This window comes from Pseudomonas sp. GL-R-26, from assembly GCF_019947365.1.
In the GTDB taxonomy this organism is placed as follows: domain Bacteria; phylum Pseudomonadota; class Gammaproteobacteria; order Pseudomonadales; family Pseudomonadaceae; genus Aquipseudomonas.
In genome coordinates this window covers 1-16,637 of sequence record NZ_JAGYGI010000029.1, presented here as the reverse complement: position 1 = coordinate 16,637, position 16,637 = coordinate 1, and the positions used below count along the sequence as shown (strand labels likewise).

Sequence of the window (16,637 nt, the reverse complement as noted above, 5' to 3'; positions counted from 1 at the left end):
TTGCTCGCGAAAGCGTCAGTACAGTCAACATTGATGTAACTGACATTCCGTTTTCGCGAGCAAGCTCGCTCCCACAGTTGATCTCTGTAGTTCTCAGGGTCCGGGTTACAACACCGAAGCCGTCTGCGGCAGTTTCGGTTGGCGGTACAGGTCCAGCAGCACCTGATCGAGCACCGACGAGGCGCCGAATGGGGCCTTGTCGTTGAGGATCGCCACCACCGCCCAGGTGTTGCCGTTGACGTCGCGACTGAAACCGGCAATCGCCCGCACGGTGTTCAGGGTGCCGGTCTTGACGTGGGCTTCACCGCGCATGGCAGTGGTCTTCAGGCGTTTGCGCATAGTGCCGTCGGTGCCGGCAATCGGCATCGAACTGATGTACTCGGCGGAATACGGGCTGTGCCACGCAGCTTCGAGCATCGAGGCCATTTCACGGGCGCTGACGCGCTCGGCACGGGACAGGCCAGAGCCGTTCTCCATCACCAGGTGCGGCGCGGTGATGCCCTTTTTCGCCAGCCACTGACGCACGACACGCTGGGCAGCCTTGGCGTCGTCACCATCGGCATCGGTACGGAAGCGTTGGCCGAGACTCAGGAACAACTGCTGGGCCATGGTGTTGTTACTGTACTTGTTGATGTCGCGGATGATTTCCGCCAGGTCCGGCGAGAACGCCCGGGCCAGGACCTTGGCGTCTTTCGGTGTTGGCGCCAGCACATCCTTGCCCTGAATGCTGCCACCCAGTTCCTTCCAGATCGCACGGACGGCGCCGGCGGTGTAGGTCGCGTGGTCGAGCAGCGACAGGTAAGTCTGCGAGCTGCAGCCTTCACCCAGCTGACCGCCGACCGTCACGGTCACGCTGCCGTCAGCCTGTGCAACCGGGTTGTAGCGCACGCCACCGGTGCATTGCTTGGAATTGAGGGCCTTGACCTGGTTGTCGATGCGGATGCTCGCAATCGGCGGCTCCACCGAGACCAGCACCTTGCCCGAGTCATTGCGCGCGACGAAGCGCAGCGCCTTGAGGTTGACCAGCAGCGAGTCGGGCTTGACCAGGAACGGCTTGTTCTCGTCGTTGCCGTCGTCATTGAACTCCGGCAGTTGCGGTTGCACGAAGAAGGTTTTATCCAGCACCAGGTCGCCGGTGACCTGGGTCACGCCATTGGCGCGCAGGTCGCGCATCAGCAGCCAGAGTTTTTCCATGTTCAGCTTCGGATCGCCGCCACCCTTGAGGTAGAGGTTGCCGTTGAGAATGCCGCCACTCAAGGTGCCGTCGGTGTAGAACTCGGTTTTCCACTGGTGGTTCGGGCCGAGCATTTCCAGCGCCGCGTAGGTGGTGACCAGTTTCATGGTCGACGCCGGGTTGACCGACACGTCGGCGTTGAACACCGTCGGGGTGCCGGGGCCGGTGAGCGGGATCATCACCAGCGACAGGGCGTCGTCCTGCAACTTGCTGGCTTTCAAGGCTTTTTCAACGTTGGGCGACAACGCGGTATTGACTGGAGCGGCGGAAACGGAGAAGGCCAGGGGAAGAAGAAAACTGGCCAGCAGCAATGGACGCAAAGATTTGATCATCTGAAATAAAACCCTACAGCCGAGGGAAAATATAAAGAGGGCATGGAGATAAATTCCCTCAATGGTCATGAAAGTGTCGGCATTATGCCCCAAGGTGTCACGGCTTGTGCCGTTCGAGGGCTGTCTGATCGGCTATTTTTTTACCGACGGTAGGCGTGGTGGCCCAGAGAGTCAGGCAATCGGCGGCTTAAACTGCTAAAGTGCCGCCCGTTATTACTTAAGAGGATTGTTCCAATGGCGACTAACCGTTCCCAGCGTCTGCGCAAAAAACTGTGCGTCGATGAATTTCAAGAGCTGGGTTTCGAGCTGAACCTGGATTTCAAAGAAGATTTGGCTGATGAAGCCATTGATGCTTTCCTCGACGCGTTCCTCAAAGAAGCCATGGAAGCCAACGGTCTGGGCTATGTTGGCGGCGACGACTACGGTCTGGTTTGCCTGCAGAAGCGTGGCTCGGTCAGCGCTGAACAGCGCGCTGCCGTTGAAGCCTGGCTCAAAGGCCGCACCGAGTTGACCAGCGTTGAAGTCAGCCCGCTGCTGGACGTCTGGTACCCGGAAAAGCCGATCAATCAGGCTTAAAGGCAGTTGTAAGCCTCAAGCTGCAAGCGGCAAGTTAAATGCGCTTGCAGCTTGCAGCTTGCAGCTTGCAGCTTATGGCTGCTTTCTCCAATTCAGAATCACCAACGTCACCACCCCCGCGACAATCCCCCAGAACGCCGAACCGATGGAAAACAGCGTCAGCCCCGATGCCGTGACCATGAAGGTGATCAGCGCCGCTTCACGTTCCTTCACTTCGCTCATGGCAATGCTCAAGCCGTTGATGATCGAGCCGAACAGCGCCAGCGCCGCAATCGACAGCACCAGTTCCTTGGGCAGCGCGGCAAACAATGCCGCGAGCGTCGCGCCGAACACACCAGCGATCCCGTAGAAAATCCCGCACCAGACCGCTGCGGTGTAGCGCTTGTTGCGATCCTCATGGGCGTGCGGCCCGGTGCAGATCGCTGCGCTGATCGCCGCCAGGTTGATCCCGTGGGAACCGAACGGTGCCAGCAGCAAACTGGCGATGCCGGTGGTGGTAATCAGCGGCGAGGCGGGCACCGTGTAACCATCGGCGCGCAATACGGCGATGCCGGGCATGTTTTGTGAGGTCATGGCGACGACAAACAGCGGGATGCCGATGCTGATGGTCGCGGCGAGGGAGAAGTGCGGCGTGGTCCAGACCGGCGTGGCCACTTCCAGGTGGAAACCGCTGAAGTCCAGCAGCCCCATGAAGCCTGACAATGCCGTGCCGATCAGCAATGCTGCCAACACCGCGTAGCGCGGCGACAGGCGCTTGACCACCAGATAGCTGACAAACATCCCCAGTACCAGGGCGGTGCGGTGTTGCGCCGCGACGAAAATCTCGCTGCCGATCTTGAACAGGATCCCCGCCAGCAGGGCGGCGGCCAGGGATGCCGGAATCTTTTTCATCAGTCGTTCGAAGCTGCCGGTCAGCCCGCAAATCGTCACCAGCACCGCGCAGGTGATGTAGGCACCAATGGCTTCGCCGTAGCTCACGCCACCCAGGCTGGTGATCAGCAGCGCGGCGCCGGGGGTCGACCAGGCGATGGTGATCGGCGTGCGATAGCGCAGGGACAGGCCAATGGAGCACACCGCCATGCCGATGGAAATCGCCCAGATCCACGAAGAAATCTGCCCGCTGCTCAGGCCGGCCGCTTGCCCGGCCTGGAACATCAGCACCAGGGAGCTGGTGTAGCCGGTCATCATGGCGATGAAGCCGGCGACGATGGCCGAGGGCGAGGTGTCGGCCAGCGGGCGGATTTGCGTGTGGGTGGCGTCGTTCATGACGGGTGTTGTTCCTTGTCTATAAAAGCAGTGAATCCAGCAGGTATTTGTGGCTGACCCAAATGTGTGGCGAGGGAGCTTGCTCCCGCTGGGCTGCGAAGCAGCCCCAATCAAGGCACTGCAGTGTGTCCAATGGAATGCGTCGGCTGATTTTACGACTGCTGCGCAGTCGAGCGGGAGCAAGCTCCCTCGCCACAAAAATGTCTCTCGACAAAAGTTTTGTGTTTTAAGCCTAAACTCAAAAGTAATCAGGCGTTGCGATACAGCCGAGGCAACATTCAGCCGTACAGTCGTGTTGCCACCTTCCATTGTGTACAATTGCAGTGTTTTTTACGCGATACTTGCCAGCGACCCACTGTGCCGTATTACAGTCGCGGTCAATTCGCCGCAGTTCTTCCGACTCGAGTGCCCATGAACGAACAGTTGCAACCCCTAAAGAAACAACCGCGAGCAGGCAAAGCCGGCCGCAGCGGTACCCAGGACGATATTGTCTACGCGCATATTTTCGAGGCCATCCTCGAGCAGCGTCTGGCGCCCGGCACCAAGTTGAGCGAAGAAGCGCTGGGGGAAATTTTTGGGGTCAGCCGCACCATCATTCGCCGCGCCTTGTCGCGCCTGGCCCATGAAGGCGTGGTGTTGCTGCGTCCGAATCGCGGCGCCGTGGTCGCCAGCCCTAGCGTCGAAGAAGCCCGCCAGGTGTTCATGGCCCGCCGTCTGGTGGAGCGAGCGATCACCGAGCTGGCGGTTCAGCACGCGACCGCCGAGCAGATTGCCGAATTGCGCCAGATGGTCAACGACGAACGCGACAGCTTCTCCCGTGGCGATCGTGGTGCCGGCATCCGCCTGTCGGGTGAGTTCCACCTGAAGCTGGCCGAAGCGGCGAAAAACGCGCCGCTGATCAGTTTCCAGCGCAGCCTGGTGTCCCAGACGTCGCTGATCATCGCCCAGTATGAAAGCGGCAACCGTTCCCACTGCTCCTACGACGAGCACACCCAGTTGATCGACGCCATCGAGAAGCGCGACGCTGAGCTGGCGGTGAACCTGATGATGCATCACATGGACCACATCGACAGCAAGCTCAACCTCGACGAGGAAAGTGCTTCGGATGATCTGCATGCGGTGTTCTCGCATTTGTTGCAGACCAAGAAGCCTGGGCGTTCGCCGGCGAAAATCTGATAGACCGAGTCGCTGCTTTCGCGAGCAGGCTCGCTCCTACAGGGGATCACATTTCAAATGTAGGAGTGAGCCTGCTCGCGATGACGATCTGACAGGCAACAAAAATCCCCCGGGCTGAAAAGCGCCGGGGGATTTTTTATGCCCGCAAAAGAACTTAGCGCTGATGCACCAGATTCCCCGCCGCATAAGTCTGCTGAACAGTCCGGTCATCTCCCAGGGTCATCAATACAAACAACGTCTCGGCGATGTTGTTGGCCTGCTTCAGGCGATAGCCCAGCAGCGGCGTGGCGTTGTAGTCCAGCACCAGGAAGTCGGCGTCGGTGCCCGGTTGCAGGGTGCCGATCTTGTCTTCCAGGCGCAATGCGCGGGCGCCGCCGAGGGTGGCCAGGTACAGCGACTTGAACGGGCTCAGGCGCGCACCTTGCAGTTGCATGACCTTGTAGGCTTCGTTGAGGGTTTGCAGCAGCGAGAAACTGGTGCCGCCGCCCACATCGGTGCCGATGCCGACATTGAGCTTGTGCTTCTCGGCCATCGGCAGGTTGAACAGGCCGCTGCCGAGGAAGAAGTTCGAGGTCGGGCAGAACGAGATGGCCGAACCGGTTTCTGCCAGCCGCGCGCACTCGTCATCGCACAGGTGCACACCGTGGGCGAACACCGAGCGCTCGCCGAGCAACTGGTAGTGATCGTAGACGTCCAGGTAGCCCTTGCGCTCCGGGAACAGCTCCTTGACCCACTCGATTTCCTTGAGGTTTTCGCTGATGTGGGTCTGCATGTACAGATCCGGGTATTCGGTCAGCAACTGGCCAGCCAGGGTCAGCTGTTCCGGGGTGCTGGTCGGTGCGAAGCGTGGGGTGACCGCGTAGTGCAGGCGACCCTTGCCGTGCCAGCGCTCGATCAGCGCCTTGCTTTCGACGTAGCTGGATTCGGCGGTGTCGGTCAGGTAGTCCGGGGCGTTGCGGTCCATCATCACCTTGCCGGCGATCATCCGAAGGTCGAGCTGCTCGGCGGCTTCGAAGAACGAGTTCACCGATTGCGGGTGCACGCTGCCGAATACCAGCGCAGTGGTGGTGCCGTTGCGCAGCAGTTCCTTGATGAAAATATCCGCGACCTGGTCGGCGTGGGCCTTGTCGGCGAACTGGCTTTCGCACGGGAAGGTGTAGGTGTTGAGCCAGTCCAGCAACTGCTCGCCATAGGCGCCGACCATGCCGGTTTGCGGCAGGTGGATGTGGGTGTCGATGAAACCGGGGGTGATCAGCGCGTCCTGGTAGTGGGTGATTTCGACATCAGCCGGCAGGGTCGGCAGCAGTTCGCTGGCGTGGCCCAGGGCGCTGATCTGGCCGTTATCCACAACCAGCAAGCCGTCTTCGAAATACTCGTAGGAGGCTTCGATGCCCACGACGGCTGGGTCGGCGATGCTGTGCAGGATGGCGGCGCGGTAAGCTTTGCGAGTCAAAGGCATGTGAGTTCTCAATATCAGGCTTGTCAGTTCGAGGCGGCTTGCTTCGAAGCGTGGCTGCGGCGTGAGGCGGGCAGCAGTTTGGCAATAGGCTCGGCGCTGGACGTCTGCTGGCCGAAGTTTACGTTGTAGGTGGCGATGATTTCGCCGGCGATGGAGATGGCGATTTCCACAGGCAACTTGCCTTTGACTTCGCCGATGCCCATCGGGCAGCGCATGCGTTGCACGACGCTGTGGTCGAAACCGCGGTCGCGCAGGCGATGTTCGAACTTCACCCGTTTGGTCTTCGAACCGATCAGGCCGAAGTAGGCGAAGTCGTTGCGCTTGAGGATCGCTGCGGTCAGTTCGAGGTCGAGTTGATGGTTGTGGGTCATCACGATGCAATAGCTGCCGGCCGGCAGATCATCGATTTCATCCACCGGTTCTTCGCTGACGATCTTGCGCACGCCATGGGGGATCTGCTCGGGGAATTCATCTTCCCGCGAATCGATCCAGCGCACCCTGCAGGGCAGGCTGGCCAGCAGCGGCACCAAAGCGCGCCCGACGTGGCCGGCACCGAACACGGCGATCTGCGCTTGAACCTGGCCCATCGGTTCGAACAGCAAAACAGTTGCACCACCGCAGCACTGGCCGAGGCTGGCACCGAGGCTGAAGCGCTCCAGATGGGTGTCCTGCTTGCCGCTGGCGAGCATCTCGCGGGCGATCTTCATGGCCTTGTATTCCAGGTGCCCGCCACCGATGGTGTCGAAGCTCTGGTTCGCGCTGATGACCATCTTCGAGCCAGCGTTGCGCGGCGTCGAGCCGAGCTCTTCGATGATGGTGACCAACACGCAGGGCTCACCCCGGTTTTGCAGGTCGGCGAGGGCGTCGATCCAGTTATACATAAACACCTCAACATCTCTGTTGTCTGTTCGGGCCTCATCGCGAGGAGGGCTCACTCCTACATTTGGAATGCATTCCCCTGTAGGAGTGAGCCTGCTCGCGATGGGCGCGCCTCGGACTTTAAAGCGAAGCCAACTCGGTCTCAGCCTCGACAGCCTTCGCCGCCTTCAGCTGGCGCATCTGCTCGCAGCCCCACAACACTCGCTCCGGGGTCGCCGGTGCGTCGATTTTCGGTTGATGTTTGTAGTCACCAAGGCTCGCCACGGCGTCCTTGATCGCACACCACGAGGCGATGCCGAGCATGAACGGCGGCTCGCCCACGGCCTTGGAGTGGAACACCGTGTCTTCCGGGTTCTTGCGGTTTTCCACCAGCTTCACCCGCAGGTCCAGCGGCATGTCCGCCACGGCCGGGATCTTGTAGCTGGCCGGGCCGTTGGTCATCAGCTTGCCCTTGTTGTTCCACACCAGCTCTTCCATGGTCAGCCAGCCCATGCCCTGGATGAAACCGCCCTCGACCTGACCGATGTCGATGGCCGGGTTCAGCGAGGCGCCGACGTCGTGGAGGATGTCGGTGCGCAGCATCTTGTATTCGCCGGTCAGGGTGTCAACCAGCACTTCGCAGCACGCCGCGCCAAAGGCGAAGTAGTAGAACGGACGGCCGCGCGCCTGGCTGCGGTCGTAGTAGATTTTCGGGGTCTTGTAGAAGCCGGTGCTCGATAGCGACACCTGGGCGAAGTACGCCTGCTGGATCAACGCTTCGAAGGTCAGGATGTGATCGCGGACCCGCACGTGGCCGTTGTGGAACTCCACGTCTTCTTCGCTGACCTTGTACTGACGAGCGGCGAATTCCACCAGACGTTGCTTGATGGTTTCGGCAGCGTTCTGCGCGGCCTTGCCGTTCAGGTCGGCACCGCTGGAAGCGGCGGTCGGCGAGGTGTTCGGTACTTTGTCGGTGTTGGTCGCGGTGATCTGCACACGGTCCATTTCCACCTGGAACACTTCAGCCACGACCTGCGCGACCTTGGTGTTCAGGCCCTGGCCCATTTCGGTGCCGCCGTGGTTGAGGTGGATGCTGCCGTCGGTGTAGACGTGTACCAGCGCGCCGGCCTGGTTGAGGAAGCTGGCGGTGAAGGAAATGCCGAATTTCACCGGGGTCAGCGCCAGGCCTTTTTTCAGGATCGGACTGTTGGCGTTGTAGCGACGGATCGCTTCGCGACGTTCGGCGTACTGGCTGCTTTCTTCCAGTTCCGCAGTCATCTCTTCGAGCATGTTGTGCTCGACGGTCTGGTAGTAGTGGGTGACGTTGCGCTCGGTCTTGCCGTAGTAGTTGGCCTTGCGCACGGCCAAAGGATCCAGGGCCAGATGGCGAGAGATGGCGTCCATCACTTCTTCGATGGCGACCATGCCTTGGGGGCCGCCGAAACCACGGTAGGCGGTGTTCGACGCAGTGTTGGTCTTGCAGCGGTGACCGTTGATGGTCGCATCGCCCAGGTAGTACGAGTTGTCCGAATGGAACATCGCGCGGTCGACGATCGACGCCGACAGGTCAGGGGAGCAACCGCAGTTGCCGGCCAGTTCCAGGTTGATGCCGTGCAGGCGGCCGGTGCTGTCGAAGCCGACGTCGTACTCGACATAGAACGGGTGACGCTTGCCGGTCATCAGCATGTCTTCGACCCGCGGCAGACGCATCTTGGTCGGCTGGCCGGTGAGGTGTGCGATCACCGCGCACAGGCATGCCGGGCTCGCCGCCTGGGTTTCCTTGCCGCCGAAACCGCCGCCCATGCGGCGCATGTCGACAACGATCTTGTTCATCGATACGTCCAGCACTTCGGCCACCAGTTTCTGCACTTCGGTGGGGTTTTGTGTGGAGCAGTAGACGATCATGCCGCCGTCTTCGGTCGGCATCACCGAAGAGATCTGGGTTTCCAGGTAGAAGTGTTCCTGGCCGCCGATGTGCAGCGTGCCCTGGATGCGATGTTCGGCAGTGGCCAGTGCCGTGGCCGAATCGCCGCGCTGATGGGTGTGGCTGTCGAGTACGAAGTGGCGCTTGCGCAGGGCTTCGACCACGTCCAGCACAGGTTCCAGGTCTTCGTATTCGATGATCGCGGCCATGGCCGCCTTGCGCGCGGTTTCCAGGTCTTTCGCCGCCACGGCGATCACCGGTTGACCGACGAACTGCACGGTGTCGATGGCCAGCAGCGGATCGCCCGGCAGCAACGGGCCGATGTCTTTCAGGCCCGGCACGTCTTCGTGGGTGATGGCGATGCGCACGCCTTCGAAGGCGTAGCAGGGCGAGGTGTCGATGCTGATGATCCGCGCGTGGGCACGGTCCGACATGCGCGCATAAACGTGCAGCTGGTTCGGAAACTCCAGGCGATCGTCGATGTACTGCGCTTCACCGGCCACATGCTTGGCGGCGCTGTCGTGCTTGACGCTGCGGCCGACACCGGTGGTCAGGTCCTTGGCGAACAGTTCAGCCAATTCGGCTTGGGTCTTCTCTACGGCGTGATGATTAGACATAAGCGGTCACCCGAGTCTCGATGTGCGGTGTTTGCAGTTCGATGAAGTATTTGCGCAGCAGGTTCTGCGCGCTGAGCAGGCGATATTCCTTGCTGGCGCGGAAGTCCGAGAGCGGCGTGAAGTCTTCTGCCAGGGCAGCGCAGGCGCGTTCAACGGTGGCGTTGTTGAATGGCGAGCCGAGCAATGCGGCCTCGCAGGCAGCAGCGCGTTTCGGGATGGCCGCCATGCCGCCGAAGGCGACGCGGGCTTCAGCGACTACGCCGTTTTCCAGGCGAATGTTGAAGGCGGCGCACACGGCGGAAATGTCATCGTCCAGGCGCTTGGAGATCTTGTAGGCGCGGAACAGTTTTTCGACGCTGGCGCGGGGCACGATGATTTTCTCGATGAACTCGCTTTCCTGGCGCGCAGTGACGCGGTAATCGATGAAGTAATCTTCCAGTGCCAGGGTGCGGCGGGTTTCGCCTTTGCACAGCACGATTTGCGCGCCGAGGGCGATCAGCAGGGGCGGCGAGTCACCAATCGGCGAGGCGTTGCCGATGTTGCCGCCCAGGGTGCCCTGGTTGCGGATCTGCAAGGAGGCGAAGCGGTGCAGCAATTCACCGAAGTCCGGGTACTCGGCATTCAAGGCCTCGTAGCAGTCGGAGAGGGAGGTGGCGGCGCCGATTTCCAGGCGATCGTCAAAACGTTCGATGCGCTTCATCTCGGCGACGTTGCCGACGTAGATCATCACCGGCAGGGTGCGGTGGAACTGCGTGACTTCCAGCGCCAGATCGGTGCCGCCGGCCAGCAGGCGGGCCTGTGGATAAGCGTCGTAGAGGTCGGCCAGGTCGGCCACGGTCAGCGGCACCAGGCAGCGTTTGTCGCCGCTGTTGAGTTCGCCGATATCGGTCGGGGCAATGGCTTTCAGGCGCGCAATGGTGTCGGCCTCGCGGGCGTCGAACTGGTCCGGCTGCTTGCCACAGCAGGATTGCTCGGCGGCTTCCAGGATCGGCCGGTAGCCGGTACAACGGCAGAGATTGCCGGCCAGTGCTTCGTGGGCCTTGGCATGATCCGGTGCATCACTGTTCTTTTGCAGGGCAAACAGCGACATCACGAAACCGGGGGTGCAGAAGCCGCATTGCGAACCGTGGCACTCGACCATGGCTTTCTGCACGCTGTGCAGTTCACCCTTGTGCTTTAGGTCTTCGACGCTGATCAGCTGTTTGCCGTGCAGGGACGACACGAAGGTCAGGCACGAGTTGAGGCTGCGATAGCGAATGTGTTCGCGGCCGTCGTCATCCGTCTGCAATTCGCCGACCACCACGGTGCAGGCGCCGCAGTCACCGCTGGCGCAGCCTTCTTTGGTGCCGGGCTTGCCCACATGGTCGCGCAGATAATTGAGCACGGTCAGGTTCGGGTCCAGGGCGTGCTCGCTACGGAGTTCCTGGTTTAGTAAAAACTGGATCACGGAAGGCCTCGCAGACTCATTATTGTTGTTAACCGATAGGAACTGAATTTAGCAGGTCTGACTTTTCGGTCAATGATTTTCTGACTTAAAGGTCAGGAAATTGCAATTTGTCGATTAACCACCTGTTCCTTAATTATTGTCGCTGGTTCCATAGCCTGCCTTTTTGCTTGAATTTGCTTGAATCGTGCCAAAAAACCTCCGGGTGGGCACTCCGCCCTGATGCAGCAATTGCGCTACACTGCGCCGCTTGTGCAGATCAAAGAGTTTGAAGGACAACCATGACGTTCAAGGCGCCGGACAGCCTCGCCGAGCAAATCGCTCACCACCTCGCCGAACGCATCATTCGCGGCGAAATGAAGCCCGGGGAGCGCATCCAGGAACAGAAGGTCACGCTGGCCCTCAATGTCAGTCGTGGTTCGGTCCGCGAGGCCTTGCTGATCCTCGAGCGTCGGCACCTGATCGCGATCCTGCCGCGACGTGGCGCCCACGTCACCGAACTCACGCCGCACAAGGTGCAGAGCCTGTGCACGCTGATGAGCGAACTCTATATTCTGCTCGGTAACTCGGTGGCCAGTGGCTGGAAAACCCAAGCCGACATGGCGCCGTTCGTGCAGATCCAGCAACGCCTGACAGCCAGCTACGAGCGTCAGGACATCCGCACTTTCGTCGACGACAGCTTCAATGTGATGCGCGCCGCGTATCCGTTCGCCAACAACCCGTACTTGCAGGAAACCGTCGAGAATCTGCAGCCGGCCATGAGCCGTGCGTATTTCCTCGCGCTGGACCAGCGCAAAGCGTCGATGAGTGAATTCCTCGAACTGTTCGAGCGCTTGCTCGCAGCCGTGCTGGCCCGTGACTTTGCGCAGATTCGCGTGGTGCTGACGGCTTATGCCCAGCGCAGTTGCGATCTGGTGATCTCTGCCCTGACGGACGCCTGAGCGTGCGGCTCAAGTGCATCAAGCTGGCGGGGTTCAAGTCCTTCGTCGACCCGACCACGGTAAACTTCCCCAGTAACATGGCGGCGGTGGTCGGGCCCAATGGCTGCGGCAAATCGAACATCATCGACGCCGTGCGCTGGGTGATGGGCGAGAGTTCGGCGAAGAACCTGCGCGGCGAATCGATGACCGACGTCATCTTCAACGGCTCCACCAGCCGAAAGCCAGTGAGCCAGGCGAGCATCGAACTGGTGTTCGACAACTCCGACGGCACCTTGCTCGGGGAATACGCCGCCTACGCGGAAATTTCCATTCGCCGCAAAGTGACCCGCGACAGCCAGACCACCTATTACCTCAACGGCACCAAATGCCGGCGCCGCGACATCACCGATATCTTCCTCGGCACCGGCCTTGGCCCGCGCAGCTACTCGATCATCGAGCAGGGGATGATCTCCAAGCTGATCGAGTCCAAGCCCGAAGACCTGCGTAATTTCATCGAAGAAGCCGCAGGCATCTCCAAGTACAAGGAGCGCCGGCGCGAGACGGAAAACCGCATCCGCCGCACCCACGAAAACCTTGAGCGCCTGACCGACCTTCGCGAAGAGCTTGAGCGTCAGCTCGAACGCTTGCACCGCCAGGCCGAGGCCGCCAAGAAGTATCAGGAATACAAGGGCGAGGAGCGTCAGCTCAAGGCCCAGCTGTCGGCCCTGCGCTGGCAGGCGCTGAACGATCAGGTCGGCCAGCGTGAAGCGATCATCGGTAACCAGGAAGTTTCTTTCGAAGCCCTGGTGGCCGAACAGCGTAATGCCGACGCAAGCATCGAGCGCCTGCGTGACGGGCACCACGATCTCTCGGAACGCTTCAACCTGGTGCAGGGGCGCTTTTACTCGGTCGGTGGCGACATTGCCCGGGTCGAGCAGAGCATCCAGCACGGTCAGCAGCGTTTGCGCCAGTTGCAGGAAGACCTGAAAGAGGCCGAGCGCGCACGCCTGGAAACCGAATCGCACCTGGGCCACGACCGCACGCTGCTGCTGACCCTCGGCGAAGAGCTGGACATGCTCAACCCGGAGCAGGAAGTCACCAGCGCCGCCGCCGAAGAGGCTGCTGCCGCGCTGGAAGAGTCCGAAACCACCATGCACGGCTGGCAAGAGCAGTGGGATACGTTCAACCTCACCGCCGCCGAGCCGCGCCGTCAGGCCGAAGTGCAGCAGTCGCGGATCCAGCAGCTGGAAACCAGCCTCGAGCGCCTGGCCGATCGCCAGAAGCGTCTAGGCGAAGAACGCGCCTTGCTCTCGGCGGACCCGGAAGACGCGGCGATCATGGCGCTCAGCGAGCAGCTCGCCGAATCCGAAGCGACACTTGAGGATTTGCAGACCAGCGAAGAAGCCCAGGTCGAAAAGCTTGAGCAGTTGCGTCAGGAATTGCAGCAAGCGCTGACCGCGCAGCAGCAGGCGCAAGGCGATTTGCAGCGCCTCAACGGTCGGCTGGCTTCGCTCGAAGCTTTGCAGCAAGCCGCGCTCGATCCGGGTACCGGCACCGCCGAATGGCTGCGCGAACAGAATCTTGCGAATCGCCCGCGCCTGGCCGAAGGCCTGAAGGTTGAGGCCGGTTGGGAGCTGGCGGTGGAAACCGTGCTCGGCGCCGATCTACAAGCGGTGCTGGTGGACGACTTCAACGATTTCGATCTGTCGGGCTTTGCCCAGGGCGACTTGCGCTTGCTCAGCCCGTCCAGCGATGGCGTACGGGTGCCGGGCAGTTTGCTGGACAAGGTCGAGGCGCAGCTCGATCTGTCGCCATGGCTGGGGCAGGTCAGTCCGGTGGACAGTCTCGAACAGGCCTTGGCCTTGCGGAGCCAATTGGCTGCCGGGCAGAGCCTGATCAGCCGTGACGGTTACTGGGTCGGTCGGCATTTCCTGCGGGTGCGTCGGGCCAGTGAAGCGGAAAGCGGCGTGCTCGCCCGTGGTCAGGAAATCCAGCAACTGGGCCTTGAGCGTGAAGAGCGCGAAGCCGCCGTCGAAACCCTGGAAACCCGTCTGCAGAATCTCAGGGCGCAGCAGCGTCAGCAGGAAAACGGTCGCGAGCATTTGCGCCGTTTGCTCCAGGACGAAGCGCGTCAGCAAGGTGAATTGAAGGCTCAATTGTCCGCCGGCAAAGCTAAGGCCGAACAATTGACCCTGCGTCGTACCCGCCTCGACGAAGAGCTTGTCGAACTCGATGAGCAGCGAGCGCTGGAACACGAAAATATCGGTGAGGCGCGCCTGCAATTGCAGGAAGCCCTCGACAGCATGGCGCTGGACACCGAGCAGCGTGAGTTGCTGCTGGCCCAGCGCGACAGCCTGCGCGAACGCCTGGACCGGGTGCGCCAGGAAGCGCGGCAGCACAAGGATCACGCCCATCAGCTGGCGGTGCGTCTGGGTTCGCTCAAGGCCCAGCACGATTCAACGCGTCAGGCGCTGGAGCGTCTGGAGATGCAATCCGAGCGGCTGACTGAAAAACGCGAGCAACTGAGCCTCAATCTGGAGGAGGGCGAAGCTCCGTTGGAAGAGCTGCGTTTGAAGCTCGAGGAATTGCTCGACAAGCGCATGACCGTCGACGAAGAACTCAAGACCGCGCAGATCGCCCTCGAAGACGCCGACCGCGAACTGCGCGACGCCGAGAAGCGCCGCAGCCAGGCCGAACAACAATCCCAGTTGATTCGCAGTCAGCTCGAAACCCAGCGCATGGAATGGCAAGCCCTGACCGTGCGCCGCAAGACCTTGCAGGACCAATTGCTGGAAGACGGCTACGATCTCCACGGCGTACTCGCGACGTTGACCGCCGAGGCCAGCGAGAAGGACGCCGAGGAAGAACTCGAGCGCATCGCCGCGAGGATTCAGCGTCTGGGAGCGATCAACCTGGCGGCCATCGATGAGTACCAGCAACAATCGGAACGTAAACGTTATCTGGATGCGCAGAACGACGATCTGGTGGAAGCGCTCGATACTCTTGAGAACGTGATTCGCAAGATCGACAAGGAAACCCGTAACCGTTTCAAGGATACCTTTGATCAGATCAATGGCGGTTTACAGGCGCTTTTCCCAAAAGTTTTCGGTGGAGGTCGCGCGTATTTGGAACTGACGGGCGAAGATTTACTCGATACAGGGGTAACAATCATGGCGCAGCCGCCCGGAAAGAAGAACAGCACCATCCATTTGCTCTCCGGCGGCGAAAAAGCCCTGACCGCATTGGCCCTGGTTTTTGCGATCTTCAAATTGAACCCGGCGCCGTTCTGCATGCTCGATGAGGTTGACGCGCCACTGGATGACGCTAACGTTGGACGCTACGCGCGATTGGTAAAAGAGATGTCACAGACAGTGCAGTTCATCTATATCACCCACAACAAGATCGCCATGGAAATGGCCGAACAACTGATGGGTGTGACGATGCACGAACCCGGTTGTTCACGTCTGGTGGCGGTGGATGTCGAGGAGGCGATGGCGATGGTGGATGCCTGAGTCGTGGTTGTAGGAAAGAGGGTTTACGGTATGTAGGACTCTTTTCCTGGCTTCGACTTGCTGGCCAATCGACATATTCGCGTCAGCCAACGTGGTAGACGGTGTAAAGTTGCCTTTGGTCGTGCTAGTTTAATGTCAATTTTTCGTATACGTGGGCAAAACGCCTGTCAGAACATAGAGTTGGCGCCACGTTTTAAAGCGGTTTGCAGGTTGTAAACCCCTTATTTTTCAGCATTTTTTATAGAGGCACGGGATTACATGGAAATCGGTCTGCGCGAGTGGCTGATCGTCATCGGCATTATTGTCATTGCCGGTATTCTTTTCGATGGCTGGCGCCGTATGCGCGGCGGCAAGGGAAAACTGAAGTTCCGTCTTGATCGAAGTCTGTCCAATCTGCCGGACGAGGACAGCGGCTCCAGCGCCGAGCTGCTGGGCCCGCCGCGCGTGCTGGACACGCATAAAGAGCCGCAACTGGACGAGCACGATCTGCCGTCGGTGAGCATGCCGGCCCGCGAGCCTCGCGAGTCGGGCTCCAAGCGCGGCAAGCGTGGCCACAGCGAGCCTTCCCAGGGAGACATGAACCTCAGCCTGGATCTGGACGGCGGCCCGAGCTTCAGCAGCCGCGACGGCGATTTCCCGGATGACACCAAGTCCGCGCCAGCGGTCAACGACAAAGATCAGCCACAAGCGGAAGAAGTGCTTGTGATCAGCGTGATCTGCCGCGACGCTGCCGGCTTCAAGGGCCCGGCGCTGTTGCAGAACATTCTGGAGAGCGGTTTGCGTTTCGGCGAGATGGATATTTTCCACCGTCACGAAAGCATGGCCGGCAACGGTGAAGTGCTGTTCTCCATGGCCAACGCCGTCAAGCCTGGCGTATTCGATCTGGACGACATCGACCACTTCAGCACCCCGGCAGTGAGCTTCTTCCTCGGTCTGCCAGGCCCTCGCCATCCGAAGCAAGCCTTCGACGTGATGGTGGCAGCGGCGCGTAAATTGTCCCAGGAGCTCAACGGTGAGCTGAAAGACGACCAGCGCAGCGTACTGACCGCCCAGACGATCGAGCACTACCGTCAGCGAATCGTCGAGTTCGAACGCCGCGCCCTGACCCAGAAACGTTGATTGAAATGGTTGTTCCCGCGCGGTGCGCGGGATAATCGGCAAACAGATTGAGCAGCCTCGGCTGCTCTTTTGCTTGTGCGCCAGGCATGGCGCGTTGCGCGTAAGCGCAACCAGCTTGGCTGTGGTGGCCTCGCTGGTGACTTGGAGGTGAAAGTCCTCTACACACCCGGCAAGGGGAAGTGTTAGCCAGAGGCAAGGGT

General features: G+C 60.6%; 11 protein-coding genes. 5 read left to right on the top strand and 6 right to left on the bottom strand.

Annotated elements, in window-relative coordinates:
• Positions 1-105: 105 nt before the first annotated feature.
• A complete protein-coding gene (gene dacB, locus KGA96_RS24095) occupies positions 106-1,566 on the bottom strand; it encodes a D-alanyl-D-alanine carboxypeptidase/D-alanyl-D-alanine-endopeptidase (protein WP_046042878.1) in 1,461 nt (486 codons plus the stop codon).
• Between the two features lie 234 nt (positions 1,567-1,800).
• Here dacB and KGA96_RS24090 point away from each other — a divergent pair, with 234 nt between their 5' ends.
• On the top strand, positions 1,801-2,142 hold the full coding sequence (locus tag KGA96_RS24090) for a YggL family protein (RefSeq protein ID WP_046042876.1): 342 nt from the start codon (positions 1,801-1,803) through the stop codon (positions 2,140-2,142).
• 72 nt (positions 2,143-2,214) lie between these two features.
• Here KGA96_RS24090 and KGA96_RS24085 read toward each other — a convergent pair whose 3' ends face one another.
• A complete protein-coding gene (locus KGA96_RS24085) occupies positions 2,215-3,408 on the bottom strand; it encodes a benzoate/H(+) symporter BenE family transporter (RefSeq protein WP_046042874.1) in 1,194 nt (397 codons plus the stop codon).
• Positions 3,409-3,819: 411 nt separating this feature from the next.
• On the opposite strand from KGA96_RS24085, the gene KGA96_RS24080 reads away from it, so the two are divergent.
• Complete coding sequence (locus KGA96_RS24080) at positions 3,820-4,584, top strand: GntR family transcriptional regulator (protein ID WP_007971481.1); 765 nt, start codon at positions 3,820-3,822, stop codon at positions 4,582-4,584.
• A 154-nt stretch (positions 4,585-4,738) separates the two neighbouring features.
• On the opposite strand, the gene guaD is transcribed toward KGA96_RS24080, so the two are convergent.
• From guaD to xdhA, 4 genes are all read right to left on the bottom strand, one after another.
• Entirely contained in the window at positions 4,739-6,043 is a 1,305-nt protein-coding gene (gene guaD / locus KGA96_RS24075; protein ID WP_046042873.1) for a guanine deaminase, read from the bottom strand.
• A gap of 23 nt (positions 6,044-6,066) precedes the next feature.
• The gene (gene xdhC, locus KGA96_RS24070) at positions 6,067-6,924 is read right to left on the bottom strand and encodes a xanthine dehydrogenase accessory protein XdhC (RefSeq protein WP_223515165.1); all 858 of its coding nucleotides are present in this window, start codon (positions 6,922-6,924) and stop codon (positions 6,067-6,069) included.
• A gap of 118 nt (positions 6,925-7,042) precedes the next feature.
• Positions 7,043-9,442 carry a xanthine dehydrogenase molybdopterin binding subunit gene (xdhB, locus tag KGA96_RS24065; RefSeq protein WP_046042871.1) on the bottom strand — a complete coding sequence of 800 codons (2,400 nt, stop codon included), beginning with the start codon at positions 9,440-9,442 and terminating at the stop codon, positions 7,043-7,045.
• The gene (xdhA, locus tag KGA96_RS24060; protein ID WP_046042870.1) at positions 9,435-10,889 is read right to left on the bottom strand and encodes a xanthine dehydrogenase small subunit; all 1,455 of its coding nucleotides are present in this window, start codon (positions 10,887-10,889) and stop codon (positions 9,435-9,437) included. Before xdhA ends, xdhB begins: the two co-directional genes overlap by 8 nt.
• A gap of 278 nt (positions 10,890-11,167) precedes the next feature.
• Between xdhA and KGA96_RS24055 the strand changes: the two genes are divergently transcribed.
• The 3 genes from KGA96_RS24055 (at position 11,168) to zipA (ending at position 16,437) form a co-directional block, all read left to right on the top strand.
• Positions 11,168-11,827 carry a GntR family transcriptional regulator gene (locus KGA96_RS24055; RefSeq protein WP_046042869.1) on the top strand — a complete coding sequence of 220 codons (660 nt, stop codon included), beginning with the start codon at positions 11,168-11,170 and terminating at the stop codon, positions 11,825-11,827.
• A gap of 2 nt (positions 11,828-11,829) precedes the next feature.
• A complete protein-coding gene (smc, locus tag KGA96_RS24050; RefSeq protein ID WP_223515163.1) occupies positions 11,830-15,318 on the top strand; it encodes a chromosome segregation protein SMC in 3,489 nt (1,162 codons plus the stop codon).
• Between the two features lie 258 nt (positions 15,319-15,576).
• On the top strand, positions 15,577-16,437 hold the full coding sequence (gene zipA / locus KGA96_RS24045; RefSeq protein WP_046042866.1) for a cell division protein ZipA: 861 nt from the start codon (positions 15,577-15,579) through the stop codon (positions 16,435-16,437).
• Positions 16,438-16,637 lie beyond the last annotated feature (200 nt).

Bases quoted from the DNA above. Each gene is read 5' to 3' on its own strand.
- KGA96_RS24085 (WP_046042874.1), bottom strand. From the start codon at position 3,408: ATGAACGACGCCACCCACACGCAAATCCGCCCGCTGGCCGACACCTCG.
- KGA96_RS24055 (WP_046042869.1), top strand. From the start codon at position 11,168: ATGACGTTCAAGGCGCCGGACAGCCTCGCCGAGCAAATCGCTCACCAC.
- KGA96_RS24080 (WP_007971481.1), top strand. From the start codon at position 3,820: ATGAACGAACAGTTGCAACCCCTAAAGAAACAACCGCGAGCAGGCAAA.
- guaD (WP_046042873.1), bottom strand. From the start codon at position 6,043: ATGCCTTTGACTCGCAAAGCTTACCGCGCCGCCATCCTGCACAGCATC.
- dacB (WP_046042878.1), bottom strand. From the start codon at position 1,566: ATGATCAAATCTTTGCGTCCATTGCTGCTGGCCAGTTTTCTTCTTCCC.
- xdhB (WP_046042871.1), bottom strand. From the start codon at position 9,442: ATGTCTAATCATCACGCCGTAGAGAAGACCCAAGCCGAATTGGCTGAA.
- zipA (WP_046042866.1), top strand. From the start codon at position 15,577: ATGGAAATCGGTCTGCGCGAGTGGCTGATCGTCATCGGCATTATTGTC.
- KGA96_RS24090 (WP_046042876.1), top strand. From the start codon at position 1,801: ATGGCGACTAACCGTTCCCAGCGTCTGCGCAAAAAACTGTGCGTCGAT.
- xdhC (WP_223515165.1), bottom strand. From the start codon at position 6,924: ATGTATAACTGGATCGACGCCCTCGCCGACCTGCAAAACCGGGGTGAG.